The following is a 16,264-nucleotide window of genomic DNA, read 5'->3' as shown; positions in this document are numbered from 1 at the left end:
TCAGTTCTCCTCGATATCGGTCGGCAATGGACGCGGCAGATCATCACCGCTGGAACCATCGAGCCAATCGACCTTGACCATCTTGCGCACCACCACGAATTCATCGCGGTTGCAGCCGACTGTGCCGTAATAGTTGAAACCGTAGGCCTGCTGGGCATAGCCGCCGATCATGTGGGTCGGCTTGAGCACCACGCGGGTCACCGAGTTGTGGTGGCCGCCACGGGTCTTGGTGGTTTCCGAACCCGGTACGTTCACGATGCGTTCCTGGGCGTGGTACATCATCACCATGCCTTCCTTGACCCGCTGGCTGACCACCGCACGGGCGGTCAGGGCGCCGTTGACGTTGAAGCATTCGATCCAGTCGTTGTCCTCGATCCCGGCGCGCTTGGCGTCGATTTCCGAGAGCCACACAATCGGGCCGCCACGGCTTAGGGTGAGCATCAGCAGGTTGTCGCTGTAGGTGCTGTGGATCCCCCACTTCTGGTGCGGGGTGATCCAGTTCAGGACGATTTCGGTCTCGCCATTGCTGCGCTTGCCCTTCACCCCTTCGATGGTGCGGGTGTTGACCGGTGGCCGGTAGCTCATCAACTGCTCGCCGAACGCCTGCATCCACGGGTGATCCTGGTAGAACTGCTGGCGGCCGGTGATGGTGCGCCATGGGATGTTTTCATGGACGTTGGTGTAGCCGGCGTTGTAGCTCACGTGCTCGTCTTCGAGGCCCGACCAGGTGGGGCTGGAGATGATCTTGCGCGGCTGCGCCTGGATATCGCGGAAGCGGATCGCTTCGTGGGCCTTGGAAATCGCCAGGTGGCTGTGGTCGATACCGGTGAATTCCGACAGCGCGGCCCAGGCTTTCAAGGCAACCTTGCCGTTGGTTTCCGGGGCCAGGGACAGGATCACCTCGGCGGCGTCGATAGCCGTGTCGATTTTTGGCCGGCCATGGCTGATGCCCGCATCGCCTTCGTGGTGGTTGAGTTCGCCAAGGAACTGGACCTCCTCATCGGTATTCCAGTTGATGCCCTTGCCGCCGTTGCCGAGTTTTTCCAGCATCGGGCCCAGGGACGAGAACTGCTTGTAGATGTTCGGGTAATCGCGTTCCACCACCGCCATGTTTGGCGCGTTCTTGCCCGGTACCGGCGCCACACCGGCGCTTTTCCAGTCGGTGCCGCCAAACGGCTGGGCCAGTTCGCCGACGCTGTCATGCATCAACGGCACGGTGACCAGGTCTTGTTCCACGCCCAAGTGGCCGACCGACATGGCCGAAAACGCCTTGGCGATGCCTTTGTAGATCTCCCAGTCCGAACGCGATTCCCACGCCGGATCAATCGCCGCCGACAGCGGGTGAATGAACGGGTGCATGTCCGAGGTGTTCATGTCGTCTTTTTCGTACCACGTTGCCGTCGGCAACACGATGTCGGAATAGACGCAGGTGGAGGACATGCGGAAGTCCAGGGTGGTCACCAGGTCCAGCTTGCCGATGGCGCCGTCTTCGACCCACTCGGCCTCGGTCGGCTTGCATTCGGTGCTGTGGCCGATGTCTTCGTTCATCACCCCATTCTTGGTGCCCAACAGGTACTTGAGCATGTACTCATGGCCCTTGCCCGACGAACCGAGCAGGTTGGAGCGCCAGATAAACATATTGCGCGGGAAGTTCACCGGGCTGTCCGGCTGCTCGCAGGCAAAGCGCAAGCTGCCGTCCTGCCAGGACTTGACCACGTAGTCTTTCGGGTCCATGCCAGCGGCTGAGGCGTCGCGGCAGATATGCAGCGGGTTGGTATTGAGTTGTGGCGCGCTGGGCAACCAGCCGGCGCGTTCGGCGCGGATGTTGTAGTCCAGGGCATGCTCGGGGAACTGCGACTTGTCAGCCAGCGGCGAGAGGATGTCGTGCATGCTCATCTTCTCGTGGCGCCATTGCGAGCTGTGGCCATAGAAGAAGCTGGTGCCGTTCATCTGGCGTGGCGGACGGTTCCAGTCCAAACCAAAGGCCAGGGGCAGCCAGCCGCATTGCGGGCGCAGTTTTTCCTGGCCTACATAGTGCGCCCAACCGCCACCGGTCTGGCCGACGCAACCGCAGAGCATGAGCATATTGATCAGCCCGCGGTAGTTCATGTCCATGTGGTACCAGTGGTTCATCGCCGCGCCGACGATGATCATCGAGCGACCACGGGTCTTGTCGGCGTTGTCGGCAAACTCACGGGCGATCTGGATCGCCTTCTCACGGCTGACGCCGGTGATCGCTTCCTGCCAGGCCGGGGTGCCCGGAACGCTGGCGTCGTTGTAGTCCTTGGCCACGTTGCTGCCGCCCAGGCCACGGTCGATGGCCAGGTTGGCCGCCGACAGATCGAATACGGTCGCGACTTTGGCCACCGTGCCATCGGCCAGGGTCACGCTGTGCACCGGCACCCGACGGAACTGCACGGCATCGCCGGCCACGTGCTGGAAGTAATCGTGGGCTTCACCGGCGAAATACGGGAACGCCACTTCGGCGACGTCATCGCCGATCAGGCTCAGTTTCAGGTCGATCTCGCGGCCTTCACCGCCTTCTTTGGCGAGGATGTTCCACTTGCCCTTTTCGCCCCAGCGATAGCCGATGGCGCCTTGTGGCGAAACCAGTTCGCCGCTCTCGTCCAGAGCGATGGTTTTCCATTCTGGGTTGTTGTCCTGGCCAAGGTTGTCGACCAGGTCCGACGCGCGCAAAAAGCGGTCGGGCTGGAAGCCTGCGCCCGGGGCAAAACCGGTCATGGGCTTGAGCATCACCAGCACTGGCAAGTCGGTGTAGCGCTTGGCGTAGTCGGTGAAGTAGGCGCTCGGTTTATCCAGGTGAAATTCCTTGAAAATCACATGGTTGAACGCCTGGGCCAGCGCGGCGTCGGTGCCCTGCTTGGGGTTGAGCCACAGGTCGGTAAGCTTGGCCACTTCCGAATAGTCAGGGGTGATGGCAACGGTCTTGGTGCCCTTGTAGCGCACCTCGGTGAAGAAGTGCGCGTCTGGGGTACGGGTCTGCGGGACGTTGGAGCCCCAGGCAATGATGTAGTTGGAGTTGTACCAGTCGGCCGATTCCGGCACGTCGGTCTGCTCGCCCCAGACCATCGGCGAGGCCGGTGGCAGGTCGCAGTACCAGTCGTAGAAGCTCAGGCACACGCCGCCAATCAGCGACAGGTAACGGGAACCCGCGGCATAGCTGACCATGGACATGGCCGGGATCGGCGAGAAGCCGACGATGCGGTCAGGGCCGTACTGCTTGATGGTGTAGACGTTGGACGCGGCAATGATCTCGTTGACTTCATCCCAGTTGGAACGGATGAAGCCGCCCATGCCGCGCTTGCTTTTATAGGAGTCGGCCTTGACCTTGTCCTCGACAATGCTCGCCCAGGCCTCGACCGGCGACAGGGTCAGACGCGCTTCACGCCACAGCTTGAGCAAGGGCTTGCGGATTTTCGGGTACTTCAGGCGGTTGGCGCTGTAGATGTACCAGCTGTAGCTCGCGCCGCGGGGGCAGCCGCGCGGCTCGTGGTTAGGCAAGTCGTTGCGGGTGCGCGGGTAGTCGGTCTGCTGGGTTTCCCAGGTGATCAGGCCGTTCTTCACGTAGATCTTCCACGAGCACGAGCCGGTGCAGTTCACCCCGTGGGTGGAGCGCACGATCTTGTCGTACTGCCAGCGCGAACGGTAGACGTTCTCCCAGTCGCGGGACTCTTTGCGGGTCTCGCCGTGACCTTCGGAGAATTCGTCTTGCTTGCGATTGAAGAACCGCAGTTGATCGAGTAGATGACTCATGGTGCTTTCCTCTCAGGCTTGCTGCGGGGTTCTGTGCCCCGCCCACGCAAGGTTTGAATTCGGGGTCGACTCAGCAGGGGGTCTCGGCGCCTTTGCGCGCATACCACCACCAGGTCACGACGATGCAGCTCAGGTAGAAGCCGACGAACATGTAGAAGGCCAATGCCGGGCTGCCGGTGTAAGCCATGGACGAGCCAAAAGTCTTGGGAATGAAGAACGCACCGAAGGCGCCCATGGCCGAGCTGAAGCCCAGTACGGCTGCCGATTCCTTGCTCGCATCCTTGAGGGCTTGCTCACGCACGGCGACAGGTTTGCCGGCGCTGGCTTTTTCATGCTGGGTGCGGAAGATCACCGGGATCATGCGGAAGGTGGAGCCATTGCCGATGCCGGTGGTGATGAACAGCAGCATGAACATGCCGAGGAAGCCGTAGAAGCTGCCGCCCTCGCCGTTCAGTGGCAGAAAGTGCAGGACGCCAAACACCATCACGATCATGAGCACGAAGTTCCACAAGGTCACCCGCGCCCCGCCCAGCTTGTCGGCCAGCCAGCCGCCCAATGGGCGTACCAGGGCGCCTACCAGCGGGCCGAGGAACGCAAATTTAAGGGCGTTGACGTCCGGGAACGAGGTTTTGATCAGCATCGGAAAGGCGGCCGAGAAGCCGATGAAGGAACCGAAGGTCGCCAGGTACAACCAGCACATCAGCCAGTTGTGCTTGCGCTTGAAGATCACTGCTTGCTCGCTGAACGAAGCACGGGCGCTGGACAGGTCGTTCATGCCGAACCAGGCAAACAGGGTCACGGTGATAATGAACGGCACCCAGATAAAGCCGGCGTTCTGCAGCCACAACTGGCTGCCGTCTTCCAGGGTTTGCGGCTGGCCGCCGAGCAGGCCGAACACACCGAAGGTAATCACCAGCGGCACACAGAACTGCATCACCGACACGCCGAGGTTACCCAGGCCGGCGTTCAGGCCCAGGGCCGTGCCTTGCTGGGACTTGGGGTAGAAGAAGCTGATGTTGGACATGCTCGAGGCGAAGTTGCCGCCGCCGAAACCGCACAGCAGCGCGATCAGCACAAACACGCTGTAGGGAGTGCTGGGGTCCTGCACCGCAAAGCCCATCCACAGCGAGGGGATCAGCAGCGACGCGGTGCTCAGGGCTGTCCAGCGGCGGCCACCGAAGATCGGCACCATGAACGAATAGAACACGCGCAAGGTGGCACCGGACAGGCCCGGCAAGGCGGCCAGCCAGAACAGTTGGTCGGTGGTGAAGCTGAAACCGATAGCGTTCAGGCGCACGATCACCGTGCTCCACACCATCCATACGGCGAAGGCCAATAGCAGCGCCGGGATCGAGATCCACAGGTTGCGGGTCGCGGTCTGTTTGCCGCTGGCGCCCCAGAATGCAGGGTCTTCAGGGCGCCAGTCGTGGATCACCGGGCCCGAGTTGGGCTTTTGCGCGATAGTCATGCGGATTCTCCCTGGAGAGGCTGGGCCGCCGGGGCTTTGCCCAGCAGCGGCTGTTTGCGGATTTCGCTGAAGTACATCCAGGTCAAGGACACCCAGACCACGCCGTACATCAACATGAAGCAGGAGGAGCGCACGCCGGTGAGGTCCACCAGGGCGCCGAACATGATCGGCAGGACAAAGCCACCCAGGCCGCCGGCCAAGCCGACGATGCCGGACACCGCGCCCATGTTTTGCGGGTAGTCATTGGCGATGTACTTGAACACCGAGGCCTTGCCGAAAGCGAAGGCGATGCCCATCACAAACAGCAGCACGGTGAACAGGGTGGCGTTGAGGCCGATATGGAAGTCCAGCGGGCCGTTGACGGTCTGCACCTGCAATTGGGTCTGCGGATAGCTGAGCAGGAACAGGCAGATCCAACTCACCCACAACACCCACCAGGTCACGCTTTGTGCGCCCCAGCGGTCGGACATCCAGCCGCCCACGGCGCGCAGCACGCCACCGGGCAGGGAAAAACACGCGGCCAGCAGCGCGGCGCTTTGCAGGCTGAAGCCGTATTCCTGCACGTAGTATTTGGTCGCCCACAACGCCAGGGCCACGTAGCCACCGAACACAATCGAGTAGTACTGGCAGTAGCGCCACACGGCTGGGTCCTTGAGGCACAGCAGTTGCTCACGAAAGGTCGCGCCACTGGCATTGCGGTGGGTTTTGTTTTCGCTGGTGAGGAACCAGAACAGCAACGCGGTGATAAACAGGATCGCACTGAACACCTTCGGCACCAGGTGCCAGGTACCCAGGGCGATCAGGGCCGGCGCAAGAAACTTGGTCACCGCCGCCCCGGCATTGCCGGCGCCGAACACGCCCATGGCAAAGCCCTGGTTGTCCTTGTCGAACCACTTGGCGACATAGGCGATGCCCACCGAGAACGAACCACCGGCCAGGCCGACAAACAGCCCCAGCACCAGGAATTGCCAGAAGGCGGTGGCGTAGGTGATCAGGTACAGCGGCAGTACGCAGGTGAGCATCAGCACGAAGAACACGATGCGCCCGCCGAAGCGGTCCGTCAGCAGGCCCAGGGGCAGGCGCACCAGGGAGCCAGTCAGGACCGGCGTAGCGGCCAGCAGGCCAAATTGGGTTTCGTTGAGTTGCAGCAGCTCTTTGATCGGCACGCCGAGCACGGCGAACATCATCCAGACCATAAAGCACACGGTGAAGGCCAGCGTACTCATGCCCAGCACCAGGCCTTGTCTTACACGGGGTTGAGTCACGGTTTGCGCTCCCAGAAGTGATTCCATGAGCGCAGGTTAGGGGCGACGCCCTCGCAGAACTTGACCCAGATCAACGTCCACCTGGGGGGTATTGGCCTATGCTTGGCCCGTCTACCTCTAAGGAGGTAGACCGAATAACAAGAGAAAGTCTTTATTTATCAATGGATTGGTCTCTTGTGCCGGCTTTTTCCCGTGGGAGGGTGCGCCGGCAACTCTTTAGAGGTAGTGCGCCAGGGAATGCAGAATTCAATGCTGTTTTCCTTGCCAGGTGCCGCCATGCTGCTGTTCTTCCCCCTTCGATTACGCCGTGATGTTTAACTGGCTGCGCAGCTCTCTGCCCGCGCGGGCCGGTGTCGCGGTGATCCTGATTGCGATCCTGGCCCTGGCCAGTTCCCTGAGCGCCGGGCTGATCGCCTGGTTCAGCCAGGGCGACGGCGCGGCCATCAACACCGCAGGCTCGGTGCGCATGGAGACCTACCACCTGAGCTGGAAACTCGCCGACCATGCCCCCGCCGACGAGATCCAGGCCATCACCCAAAGCCTGCAGCGGCGTCTGGACAGTCAGTCGTTGAAAGCGGTGCTCGAAGACGGCCCCCACAGTGCCTTGCAACAGAGCTACCGGCAGATCCAGCAGCAATGGAACCTGGAACTGCGCCCAGCCATCGAACGCGACGACGGCGCCCTGTTCCGTGAGCGCGCGCCGGCCTTTGTCGAGCAACTGAACCAGTTCGTCAGCCTGTTGCAGCAACAGAGCGAGCACAAACAAGGCTGGCAACAACTGATCCAGGGCCTGGCGCTGTTCAGCACCCTGATCATCCTGCTGCTGGGGCTGTATGAATTGCAGTACGGCGTGGTCACGCCCCTGAAAGAGTTGGTGGATGCAACGCGACGCTTTCGCGAGGGCGACTACACAGCCCGGGTCAATCACCGCTCCCAGGACGAGTTGGGGCAGTTGGCCCTGAGCTTCAACACCCTGGCCGAAACCATCGAGCAATCCCACCGCACCCTGGAAAGCCAGGTGCAACAAAAGACCCTTAACCTGCAACAGGCCAACGCCGCCCTGGAGTTGCTCTACGAGAGCAGCCGTAGCCTGGCCACACGCCTGGCCAACGCCGAAGGCCTCGACGAATTGATCCGGCGCTTTCAGAAACGCCTGCCGGGCCTGCGCCTGTCGCTGTGCCTGCAAGGGCACTTCCTCGCCCCGGCCCAGCAGATGCTCGCGCTGCATGGTGAGAACAGCCGCAACGTCTGCGCCATTGGCGATTGCGCCACCTGTGAACGCCATCACGTGGCACCGCCCCAGGTGTTCAGCATCAGCAACCAGGGTGCGGAGCTGGGGGAACTCAAGGCGCATTTCGTCGATGGGCACGCGCCCCAGGCGTGGGAAAAACAGCTGATCCAGGCCCTGGCCAACCTGATCGGCACCTCGTTGTCCCTCAAGCGCCAACGTGAACAGGACCACCGCTTGGTGCTGCTGGATGAACGCACGATCATCGCCCGCGAGCTCCACGACTCCCTGGCGCAAGCGCTGTCGTATATGAAGCTGCAAGTCAGCCGCATGCAGACCCTGCTGCGCCGTGACGAACCCAAGGCCACCCTGGAAACCGTCACCGGCGAACTGCGCGAAGGCCTGAATAACGCCTACCGGCAACTGCGTGAGTTGCTCACCACCTTCCGCCTGCAAATCCACGATGCCGGGCTGGTCCAAGAGCTCAAAGACACCGCCGAGGAGTTCTCGCGCCGTGGCGAGTTCCAGGTCCACCTGCATGTGGATGCCCTGGCCTTCCAACTGTCGGCCAGTGAACAGATCCACCTGTTGCAGGTGACCCGTGAAGCCCTGTCCAACTGCCTGCGCCACGCCCATGCCGAGAACGCCTGGCTGCAACTGCGCCAGCACGGCGAAACCGTGAGCCTGAGCATTGAAGACGATGGCCGTGGCTTCAGCGAGCCGGTGGACCAACGCGAACACCACGGCCTGACCATCATGGACGAGCGCGCCCGCAGCCTGCACGGCCAACTGGATATTTCGGCCCGCGAGCCCCAAGGCACGCGGGTTCATTTGCTGTTTCGCCCGGAATTCCTCGGGCAGTCTTTACAACAAGGTAGCCTGTCATGAACACCCCACACCGCCACGGTATCCTGCTCGTCGACGACCACCCGATGATGCGCCACGGCATGCGCCAGATGCTCGAACTGGAAGATGACCTGCACGTGGTGGGCGAAGCCGGCAACGGCGAGGAAGCCCTGGGGCTGATCGATTCGCTGCAACCGGACCTGGTGTTGCTGGACAACAACATGCCGCAGATGAACGGCCTGGAAACCCTGCGCCGCCTGCGCGCCATGGCCTACGGCGGCAAGGTCTTGCTGTTTACCGTGTCCGACGCCGAAGACGACATCCGCGACGCCCTGCGCCTGGATGCCAACGGTTATTTGCTCAAGGACATGGAGCCGGAACTGCTGATCCAGTACATCCGCGATGCCCTGCACGGCGCCCTGGTGATCAGCCCTGGCCTGACGCGGGTACTGGCCCAGGCCTTGCGCTCGCCCCAGCCCCATGCGGCGGTTGAACTGACCTAACGCGAGCGGCAGGTGTTGAAGACCATCGCCGGGGGTTACAGCAATAAGGTGATCGGGCACAAGCTGGGGATTACCGAGGGCACGGTGAAGGTGCATGTGAAGAATCTGCTGCACAAACTGGGGTTGCGCTCGCGGGTGGAGGCAGCGGTGTGGGCGATGGAGCATTTACGCCAGGCTGGGTAGGGTTTGATTGTGTATTACCTGTGGGAGCTGGCTTGCCTGCGATGGTCGTTAACGATGACGTTAGTTATCTGACACCCCGAGGTGTTCTTGCTGGCGCGATCGCAGCATAGGCATCTACACAACTTTCAGAAACTGACGATCTCCCCTGTGGCGAGCGGGCTTGCCACAACAGCCCTATCTGCCTGGGTTTATGCGATGCAGCAAAATTGTGTAGATACCTATGGTGATCGCAGGCAAGCCAGCCCCAATTACAGGGGAATGCAGCTGCGCGCTCTGGCGTTGCTGTTGCTGTGCTTTTGATCTTGGGCACCCCGCTAAACCACGCTGGCCGTAATCCCGATTACCGCACTTTCACCGTCAACGCCCCCACACTCGCCAAAACAATAACCGTCCCCACAATCACCATCATCGAAGGTCGCTGCGCCAATATCACCCATGCCATCACCATCGCCACCGGCGGTATGAGATAAAGCGCAATCGCTGCCCGACTGACCTGGCTATGCGTCAGTACATAAGCCCAGGCCAGGTACGCCAGTGCACTGGGAAAGACGCCCAGCACCAGTACTGCCAGGTTCACCGACACCGAAGCCTGGGCCAACTCCCCCGGCAATCCTGGCAGATACACCAGCAGCAACGCCGTCCCTGACCAGAGGGTGAAACACACCATTGTCAGCCCGTCGTAATGCTGGGAATAGCGCTTTTGCAGGGCGAAATACAGGCTCCAGGACGCCGCCGCCAGTAGGATCAACAACCCATGCCCATCCAGCTCGCCCCAGCCGCGATCCCCTACCGCCACCACCCCGGCGCCGAACAGGCCGCCGAGCACGCAGCACCATTGCCAGGCGCTGATCCGCTCCCTGAACAGCGTGCTGGCAAGTAACGCACTGAACAATGGTGTGGATTGCGCTAGGACGCTGGCAGCGCCGGCACTCACACCGCGCTGGCCGTAATTGAGGGCGATGTGGTGCAGCGTCACTGCAAACAATCCCAGCACCGCAAACAAAGGCAAATCCCGCAGTCGGGGCCGGGAAATACCTTTTATCCAGGCCACACCGGCCATGAACACGGAGGCGATCAAAAACCGCAGCAACGCCAGGTTATCGGGCGCATAAGCCTGCAAAGCGATATGGATGCCGACAGGCGAATACGCCCAGCAGAGGATGACGAAGAGGGTCGCCAGGATAACTTTTGCGTGGGGCATGAGCATTCTCAGGGACGTGGCAGCGCACAGGCACTGCCTGGCAAAAGTATGAGAAAACCCAAGCCCTGAAAAAAGTGACTTAAACTGAGCCCACTCTTCACTTCAGGTGAACCATGGAACTGTCCCAACTGCGCATGTTCAAGACGGTCTACGAGCTGGGCAGCATCGCCCGTGCAGCCGCAAAGCTGCATTGCGTGCCGTCCAATATCACAGCAAGGCTCAAGTCCCTGGAGCAGGAGCTCGGGGTCGCGCTGTTTTTGCGCGAAGGCCGGGGCCTGCGGGTCAGCCCCGCCGGCGAAGTGTTTATCGAATACGCGACGAAAATCCTCGACCTGACCGAAGCCTCCCGGCGTGCCGTCGCCCTCGGTGGTGCGCCCCATGGGCGGCTGCGCATCGGCGCTATCGAGTCCAGTGCAACCGGGCGCTTGCCACAGTTGCTGGCGCGTTACCACGCGCTGTATCCGCAGGTGTCGCTGGAATTGAGTACCGGCACCTGGTCGCAATTGCTCGATGATATCCAGCACCATCGGCTGGATGCGGCGATTGTCGCCGTGGATGTGCAACGCCCTGGGCTGGAAAGCACGCTGCTGTATAGCGAAGACCTGGTGCTGATCGCCCCCAAGTCCCTGGGGCCGGTGCGCGCTGTGACGGACCTGCAGGGCCTGACCCTGTTTATGTGGCCGACCGGCTGCCCGTATCGCCTGGCACTGGAGCAGTGGTTGTCACGCCACGGCCAAGTCGCGTCAATCGTCAGCATCGCCAGCTACGGTACGATTATCGGCTGTGTCAGCGCCGGCAGCGGCGCCGCGCTGGTACCACGGGGGATCTACGAGCAATATCGTCAGGGCGCCAACTGGCAAGGCCACGAGTTCGCGGAACTGACACGCATCGACAACCTGTTTTACTGGCACGCCAACGCAGGCTGCCATCCGGCCCGGGATGCATTTTCGGCACTGCTGCGCGATCACTGCCTCCTCGGGACTACCTCCAACGAGGCATAGGCCCGGTAAGCCTTGCGCCCTACCATGAGGGGGAGCGGAGGTACGCCATGCTGACCCACCCATCCATCGTTTTAACCCTGCGCCGGCATCATCTGTTCAGCCCATTGCCGGAAAAAATCTTCCAGGACGTCTGCACCCTGGCCAATCTCAAACGCCTGCCCGGGCACATGACCTTGATGCATCAGGGCGATCCTGCCGAGCGGTTTTTCCTGCTGGTCAGTGGCCAGATCAAGTTGCACCGGGTCACCGGTGAAGGCCAGGAGCATCTGGTGGAGGTCATTCGCCCTGGCCAGACCTTTGCCGAAGCCCTGCTGTTCAGCCAGGCCAAGGCCTACCCGGTGAGTGCCACGGCGCTCAAGGACAGCGTGCTGGTAAGCATCGAGGGCCATCATTACCGCAAGGCCCTGGAGGACCAGCCGCAGATCTGCCTGGCAATCCTCGGCACCATGAGCCTCCACCTGCATCAACGTCTCAAGGACATCGATACCCTGAGCCTGGCCAATGCCAGTCGCCGGGTCATTAACTTCCTGGTCCAGGAGCGCGATATAGCCAACGGCGATGTGGTGCTGCAGGTGCCCAAGCGTCTGGTGGCCTCCAAACTGGGGATTCAGCCGGAGACGTTTTCGCGGATTCTGCATCGGCTGGTAGACGCCGGCCTGATCGAGGTGCAACGGCGCACGATCCGTATCCTGTGCGAGGAGCAATTGATGACCTATCAGGCCGGCTGACTTAGAATCGACGCCATTGTTCGCCCGCCTTCCTGACACGAGCGCCCCCATGAGCTTTGATTTCGACACGATTTACCCTCGCCTTGGCACCGGCAGCACCAAGTGGAGCCGCTACCCCGAAGACGTCTTGCCCATGTGGATTGCCGACATGGACATCGCCGCCCCGCCGGCGATTCTCAAGGCCCTGCACGCCCGCCTGGACCAGCAGATGCTCGGCTACAGCGTCGCCCGCCCAGAAGTGCGCGAGGCGATTATCAACGACCTGTGGCACAAGTACGCATGGCGGGTACAGCCCGATGAGTTGCTGTTCCTGCCGGGTGTCGAGCCGGGCTTCAACATGGCCTTGCATGCCTTTGTCCAACCGGGCCAGTCGGTGGTCTTGCAAACCCCCAACTACGCGCCGCTGCGCCATGCGGCGGGCAACTGGAACCTGCCGAAGATCGAAGTGCCGTTTGAACTGAACGATCAGGGCGAATACCTCACCCCCCTGCCCGCCTTGCGCCAGGCCTTGAAAGGTGCCGGCGCGCTGCTGTTGAGCAATCCCCACAACCCCCTGGGCAAGGTATTTGCCCGCGAGGAATTGCTGGCCGTGGCCAACGCCTGCCTGGATACAGGTGCGCTGATTGTCTCCGATGAAATCCACGCCGAGCTGTGCTTCGACGGGCGCCGGCATATCCCTACCGCCTCGTTGAGTGCAGAGATCGCGCGACGCACCATCACTCTGATGTCGGCCAGCAAGGCCTACAACGTCGCTGGTCTGAAGACCTGCTTTGCCATCGTCCAGGATCCGCTCATTCGCGAGCGCTTCAACAAGGCGCGCTGTGGCATGGTCGATAGCGTCAGCCCTTTGGGCCTGGAAGCCACTTGGGCGGCGTATAGCCAATGTGGGGAATGGTTGGAGGCGTTGGTCACGTACCTGCAAGGCAACCGCGACTACCTGCTGGATGCCGTGCAAAAACGCCTGCCGGGTGTGGTTATGCATGCTCCTCAAGGGACCTACCTGGCGTGGCTGGATTGCAGCGCCCTGGGCCTGGAAGACCCACAGCGGTTTTTCCTTGAGCAGGCCAAGGTAGGCTTGAGTGCGGGCGTAGAGTTTGGCGACGACAGCCAACAGTTCGTACGCTTGAACTTTGGCTGCCCGCGGGCGTTGCTCGAAGAAGGTATTTCACGCCTGGAACGCAGCCTGCAAAACCTGTAGGCGCGGCCCTGGCGGTTGATCAGAGCTTGGCGATGGACACCTCGGTGGATTTGACGAAGGCAATCACTTCGCTGCCCACCTTCAACTCCAGATCACGCACCGAACGCGTGGTGATCACCGAGGTGACAATCCCGGACGCGGTTTGCACGTCAATCTCGGATACCACTTCGCCAAGCAGGATTTCCTTGATCACGCCCTTGAACTGGTTGCGCACGTTGATCGCTTTGATGGTCATGTCGGTTTTCCTTTCACTGTTGGGTCAATCCGCACGAATGCGCAGGCCTTCAAAATGCGCCATTCACACCAACAACAAAAGGAATAAATAACTATTTATTTATTCCATATAGGCATATACAAAACCCTGTAGGAGCCGGCTTGCCGGCTCCTACAGAGGTGGGGTCAAAAACCTACTGTTGCCGACACCAGCCACGTACGCGGCGTAGACAGGGTCAGGCCTGGCGCGCTGTCGCTGGAGGTCGCGGCCGACGCCCAGTAGGTCGTGTTCAGCACGTTCTCCACGGTAGCGCGCAAGGTCACGGCTTGTTCATCCACCTTGAAGGTGTAGCGCGCCCCCAGGTCGTAGCGTTCCCAGTTGTCGATCTTCTGCTGGTTGGCCGCATCCAGGTACTGCGCGCCGGTATGGATCGCGCGGGCGGTCAGGGTCAGGCCTTGCAGGCGTGGGATGTCCCATTCGGCCCCCAGGTTGACGTTGGCCACTGGCGCACCAGTGCCGCGCTTGCCGTCGGTCAGGCCCTGGGCGGTCTTGGTCTGTTCGCTATCGAGCAGCATCACCCCGCCGAGCAGGCGCACACCCGCCAGGGGTTCGCCAAACACGTTCAGCTCCACACCCTGGTTGCGCAATTGGCCATTGGGTTTGAAGAAGCCCTGGTTGTCGATGCCATAGGCCGGCTGTTTGATCTGGAACACACTGGCGGTCATGCCAAAGCTGCCCATGTCGTACTTGGCGCCAACCTCCACCTGCTTGCTCTTGGTCGGTGGGAAGATCGCGTTTTCATTGCGCACCCCGCTCGAAGGTGCCGTCTCGCCCTGGCTCAGGCCTTCCATGTAGTTGGTGTACAGGGACAGTTGATCGGTGACTTTCACCACCAGGCCCAGGGCCGGCGAGGTCGCTTGTTCGTCGTACTCCGGCTGATCCTTGATGCCATTGCTCCAGGACGTGACCTGGACTTTTTGCAGGCGTGCGCCAAGGGTCAAGAGTACCTGCTCATCGAAGAATGCCAGGGTGTCGGCCAGGGCCAGGCTGGTGAAGCGGTTTTCGGTGTGGGTGCTGGTGTCCCAGCGCACGGCCTGGCCTGGACGGGGCAACACCACTGGGTTGTAGAGGTTGCTCCTGCCGGGGGTATAGCGCTCGCCGGCATTGTCGAAATCCATGTTGAACTGATTGAGGCTGACATTGAGCGTGTGCCCCACCGGGCCGGTGTCGAACCAACTGCGTGCGCCGACGGTGACGGTCTTGACGTCTTCGTCGCGGCGGAAGCTGCGCGGTACCACCGTGAAGTCGCCATTGCTCTGGGTCGCCTGCACGCCATGGCGCAGAAAGTCGTAGTTGCCTTTGCGCGCACCGGCGGCGGCGTAGACCATTAGTGAATCGCTGAGATCAAACTCGCCACGCACAGCGCCAAAGGTGTCCTTGGTATGGGAGTACGTCCAGGACTGGGCAAAGTTATCGCGAATGTCGCGGGCCTTGGGCATCACGCTGCCCCTGGCGACTTCCACGCGCTCCTGGGGCGCGTCGGCGGTGCGTTCCTGGCGCCCGAGGTCAAGGGACAGGCGCACCCGTTCCTTGCGATAGTCGAGGCCGATCACGGTCATTTCGCGGTCGACCTCCTGGTGATCCCATTCGGTGTCGCCGGATTGCTTCACGCCATTGAAACGCACGCCAAACTGCTGCTCGTCGCCAAACCGCCGACCGATATCCACCGCGCCACCGAACTGCCCGGCCGAGGCATAGCTGCCGGTGAACTCGGTAAGCGGTGCATCGGCAGCGCGCTTGGGCTCGATATTGATCCCGCCACCGATACTGCCCCGCGGCGCGATACCACCGAGCAAGGCGCCGGGGCCCTTGAGGATATCGACGCGCTCGACCATTTCCATGTCGATGGCGTAGGTCGGTAGCACGCCATAGAGGCCGCCGTAGGACACATCACTGTTGAACAGGCTGAAACCCCGCACCGAAAACTGCTCGAAACGCCCACCGGCGGGGTTGGTGATGCGCACCGAAGGGTCGCTGGCAACCATTTCGCCGAGGGTCCGCGCCTGCAGGTTCTTCACCGCTTTGGCGGTGTAGGACGTTAGGTTGAATGGGGTATCCATAAAGTCGTTATCGCCCAACAGGCCCTGGGCGCCTTGGCGTGTCACTTGGTCACCAGCGTAGGTTTGGGCGACAGGCGTGTTCGCGGCCCCCAGAATCGAGGTGGCTGGCAACTGATAAACACCGCCCTGTGGCGCGGGGATCAAGGTGTAGGCGCGCTCACCCACCGCTTGCAATTGCAGGTCCGAGCCTTGTAGCAGGCGTGCGAAGCCTTCCTCGACGGCAAACTCACCGGAGATACCGGCGCTCTGGCGGCCGCTGACCAGCGCCGGGTCCACCGACAGATTGACCCCGGCAAGCCCGGCAAAGCGGGTCAAGGCGCTGCCCAGGCTGCCGGCGGGCACCTGGTAACTGCGCCGGGCCGCGTCCTCGGCCCAGCTCACAGGAATAAACAATGGGCTGGCACTCAGGCTCAGGACCAGACTCAGGCGCAGTAGCGATGGCGGGACGACGGGCATTAAAAGGCTCTCTGTTTTCGTTCACTTGCCTTGGATGACAGGCGAGCCGAAAAAAAGGGACACGGTCTACCGAAACTTG

Annotated in this window: 10 protein-coding genes and 1 pseudogene; 5 read left to right on the top strand and 6 right to left on the bottom strand. The window is 61.6% G+C overall.

Annotated features, from left to right (window positions below; genetic code table 11):
• The 3 genes from HBO09_RS23640 to HBO09_RS23630 form a co-directional block, all read right to left on the bottom strand.
• Positions 1–3,774, bottom strand: coding sequence for a nitrate reductase subunit alpha (locus tag HBO09_RS23640; RefSeq protein WP_169997826.1), 3,774 nt, complete (start codon positions 3,772–3,774; stop codon positions 1–3).
• A 70-nt stretch (positions 3,775–3,844) separates the two neighbouring features.
• Positions 3,845–5,242: a NarK family nitrate/nitrite MFS transporter gene (locus HBO09_RS23635; protein ID WP_169997829.1), complete on the bottom strand. Its 1,398-nt coding sequence runs from the start codon at positions 5,240–5,242 to the stop codon at positions 3,845–3,847.
• Positions 5,239–6,507 carry a nitrate/nitrite transporter gene (locus HBO09_RS23630; protein ID WP_169997831.1) on the bottom strand — a complete coding sequence of 423 codons (1,269 nt, stop codon included), beginning with the start codon at positions 6,505–6,507 and terminating at the stop codon, positions 5,239–5,241. The genes HBO09_RS23635 and HBO09_RS23630 overlap by 4 nt, the downstream gene beginning before the upstream one ends.
• A gap of 310 nt (positions 6,508–6,817) precedes the next feature.
• Here HBO09_RS23630 and HBO09_RS23625 point away from each other — a divergent pair, with 310 nt between their 5' ends.
• Entirely contained in the window at positions 6,818–8,623 is a 1,806-nt protein-coding gene (locus HBO09_RS23625; RefSeq protein WP_169997887.1) for a HAMP domain-containing protein, read from the top strand.
• Positions 8,620–9,267, top strand: a pseudogene (narL, locus tag HBO09_RS23620) (two-component system response regulator NarL). Before HBO09_RS23625 ends, narL begins: the two are co-directional and overlap by 4 nt.
• 340 nt (positions 9,268–9,607) lie before the next feature.
• Here the strand turns inward: narL and HBO09_RS23615 are convergent.
• Positions 9,608–10,468, bottom strand: coding sequence for a DMT family transporter (locus HBO09_RS23615; protein WP_262381319.1), 861 nt, complete (start codon positions 10,466–10,468; stop codon positions 9,608–9,610).
• Between the two features lie 113 nt (positions 10,469–10,581).
• Here HBO09_RS23615 and HBO09_RS23610 point away from each other — a divergent pair, with 113 nt between their 5' ends.
• Genes HBO09_RS23610 through HBO09_RS23600 form a run of 3 tightly spaced genes read left to right on the top strand, consistent with a single transcriptional unit; the run spans position 10,582 to position 13,395 of the window.
• Positions 10,582–11,469: a LysR family transcriptional regulator gene (locus tag HBO09_RS23610; protein ID WP_169997837.1), complete on the top strand. Its 888-nt coding sequence runs from the start codon at positions 10,582–10,584 to the stop codon at positions 11,467–11,469.
• Between the two features lie 47 nt (positions 11,470–11,516).
• Positions 11,517–12,197, top strand: a complete 681-nt coding sequence (locus HBO09_RS23605; RefSeq protein ID WP_169997839.1) for a Crp/Fnr family transcriptional regulator — start codon at positions 11,517–11,519, stop codon at positions 12,195–12,197.
• Between the two features lie 49 nt (positions 12,198–12,246).
• A complete protein-coding gene (locus HBO09_RS23600) occupies positions 12,247–13,395 on the top strand; it encodes a PatB family C-S lyase (protein ID WP_169997841.1) in 1,149 nt (382 codons plus the stop codon).
• Between the two features lie 19 nt (positions 13,396–13,414).
• Here the strand turns inward: HBO09_RS23600 and HBO09_RS23595 are convergent, their stop codons facing one another.
• Both HBO09_RS23595 and HBO09_RS23590 read right to left on the bottom strand, forming a co-directional pair.
• A complete protein-coding gene (locus HBO09_RS23595; protein ID WP_003173733.1) occupies positions 13,415–13,630 on the bottom strand; it encodes a TOBE domain-containing protein in 216 nt (71 codons plus the stop codon).
• 164 nt (positions 13,631–13,794) lie between these two features.
• Positions 13,795–16,185 carry a TonB-dependent receptor gene (locus tag HBO09_RS23590; protein ID WP_169997843.1) on the bottom strand — a complete coding sequence of 797 codons (2,391 nt, stop codon included), beginning with the start codon at positions 16,183–16,185 and terminating at the stop codon, positions 13,795–13,797.
• Positions 16,186–16,264: the final 79 nt, after the last annotated feature.

Origin of the sequence: Pseudomonas sp. WS 5027, from assembly GCF_012985695.1 — a bacterium.
GTDB classification, from domain to species: domain Bacteria; phylum Pseudomonadota; class Gammaproteobacteria; order Pseudomonadales; family Pseudomonadaceae; genus Aquipseudomonas; species Aquipseudomonas hygromyciniae.
Note: the sequence above shows the minus strand (reverse complement) of the source record. Positions and strands in the feature narration are given on the sequence as shown.

Excerpts from the sequence above, each read along its gene's own strand:
- HBO09_RS23590 (WP_169997843.1), bottom strand. The coding sequence starts at position 16,185 with ATGCCCGTCGTCCCGCCATCGCTACTGCGCCTGAGTCTGGTCCTGAGC.
- HBO09_RS23610 (WP_169997837.1), top strand. The coding sequence starts at position 10,582 with ATGGAACTGTCCCAACTGCGCATGTTCAAGACGGTCTACGAGCTGGGC.
- HBO09_RS23615 (WP_262381319.1), bottom strand. The coding sequence starts at position 10,468 with ATGCCCCACGCAAAAGTTATCCTGGCGACCCTCTTCGTCATCCTCTGC.
- HBO09_RS23595 (WP_003173733.1), bottom strand. The coding sequence starts at position 13,630 with ATGACCATCAAAGCGATCAACGTGCGCAACCAGTTCAAGGGCGTGATC.
- HBO09_RS23625 (WP_169997887.1), top strand. The coding sequence starts at position 6,818 with ATGTTTAACTGGCTGCGCAGCTCTCTGCCCGCGCGGGCCGGTGTCGCG.
- HBO09_RS23605 (WP_169997839.1), top strand. The coding sequence starts at position 11,517 with ATGCTGACCCACCCATCCATCGTTTTAACCCTGCGCCGGCATCATCTG.
- HBO09_RS23635 (WP_169997829.1), bottom strand. The coding sequence starts at position 5,242 with ATGACTATCGCGCAAAAGCCCAACTCGGGCCCGGTGATCCACGACTGG.
- HBO09_RS23600 (WP_169997841.1), top strand. The coding sequence starts at position 12,247 with ATGAGCTTTGATTTCGACACGATTTACCCTCGCCTTGGCACCGGCAGC.
- HBO09_RS23640 (WP_169997826.1), bottom strand. The coding sequence starts at position 3,774 with ATGAGTCATCTACTCGATCAACTGCGGTTCTTCAATCGCAAGCAAGAC.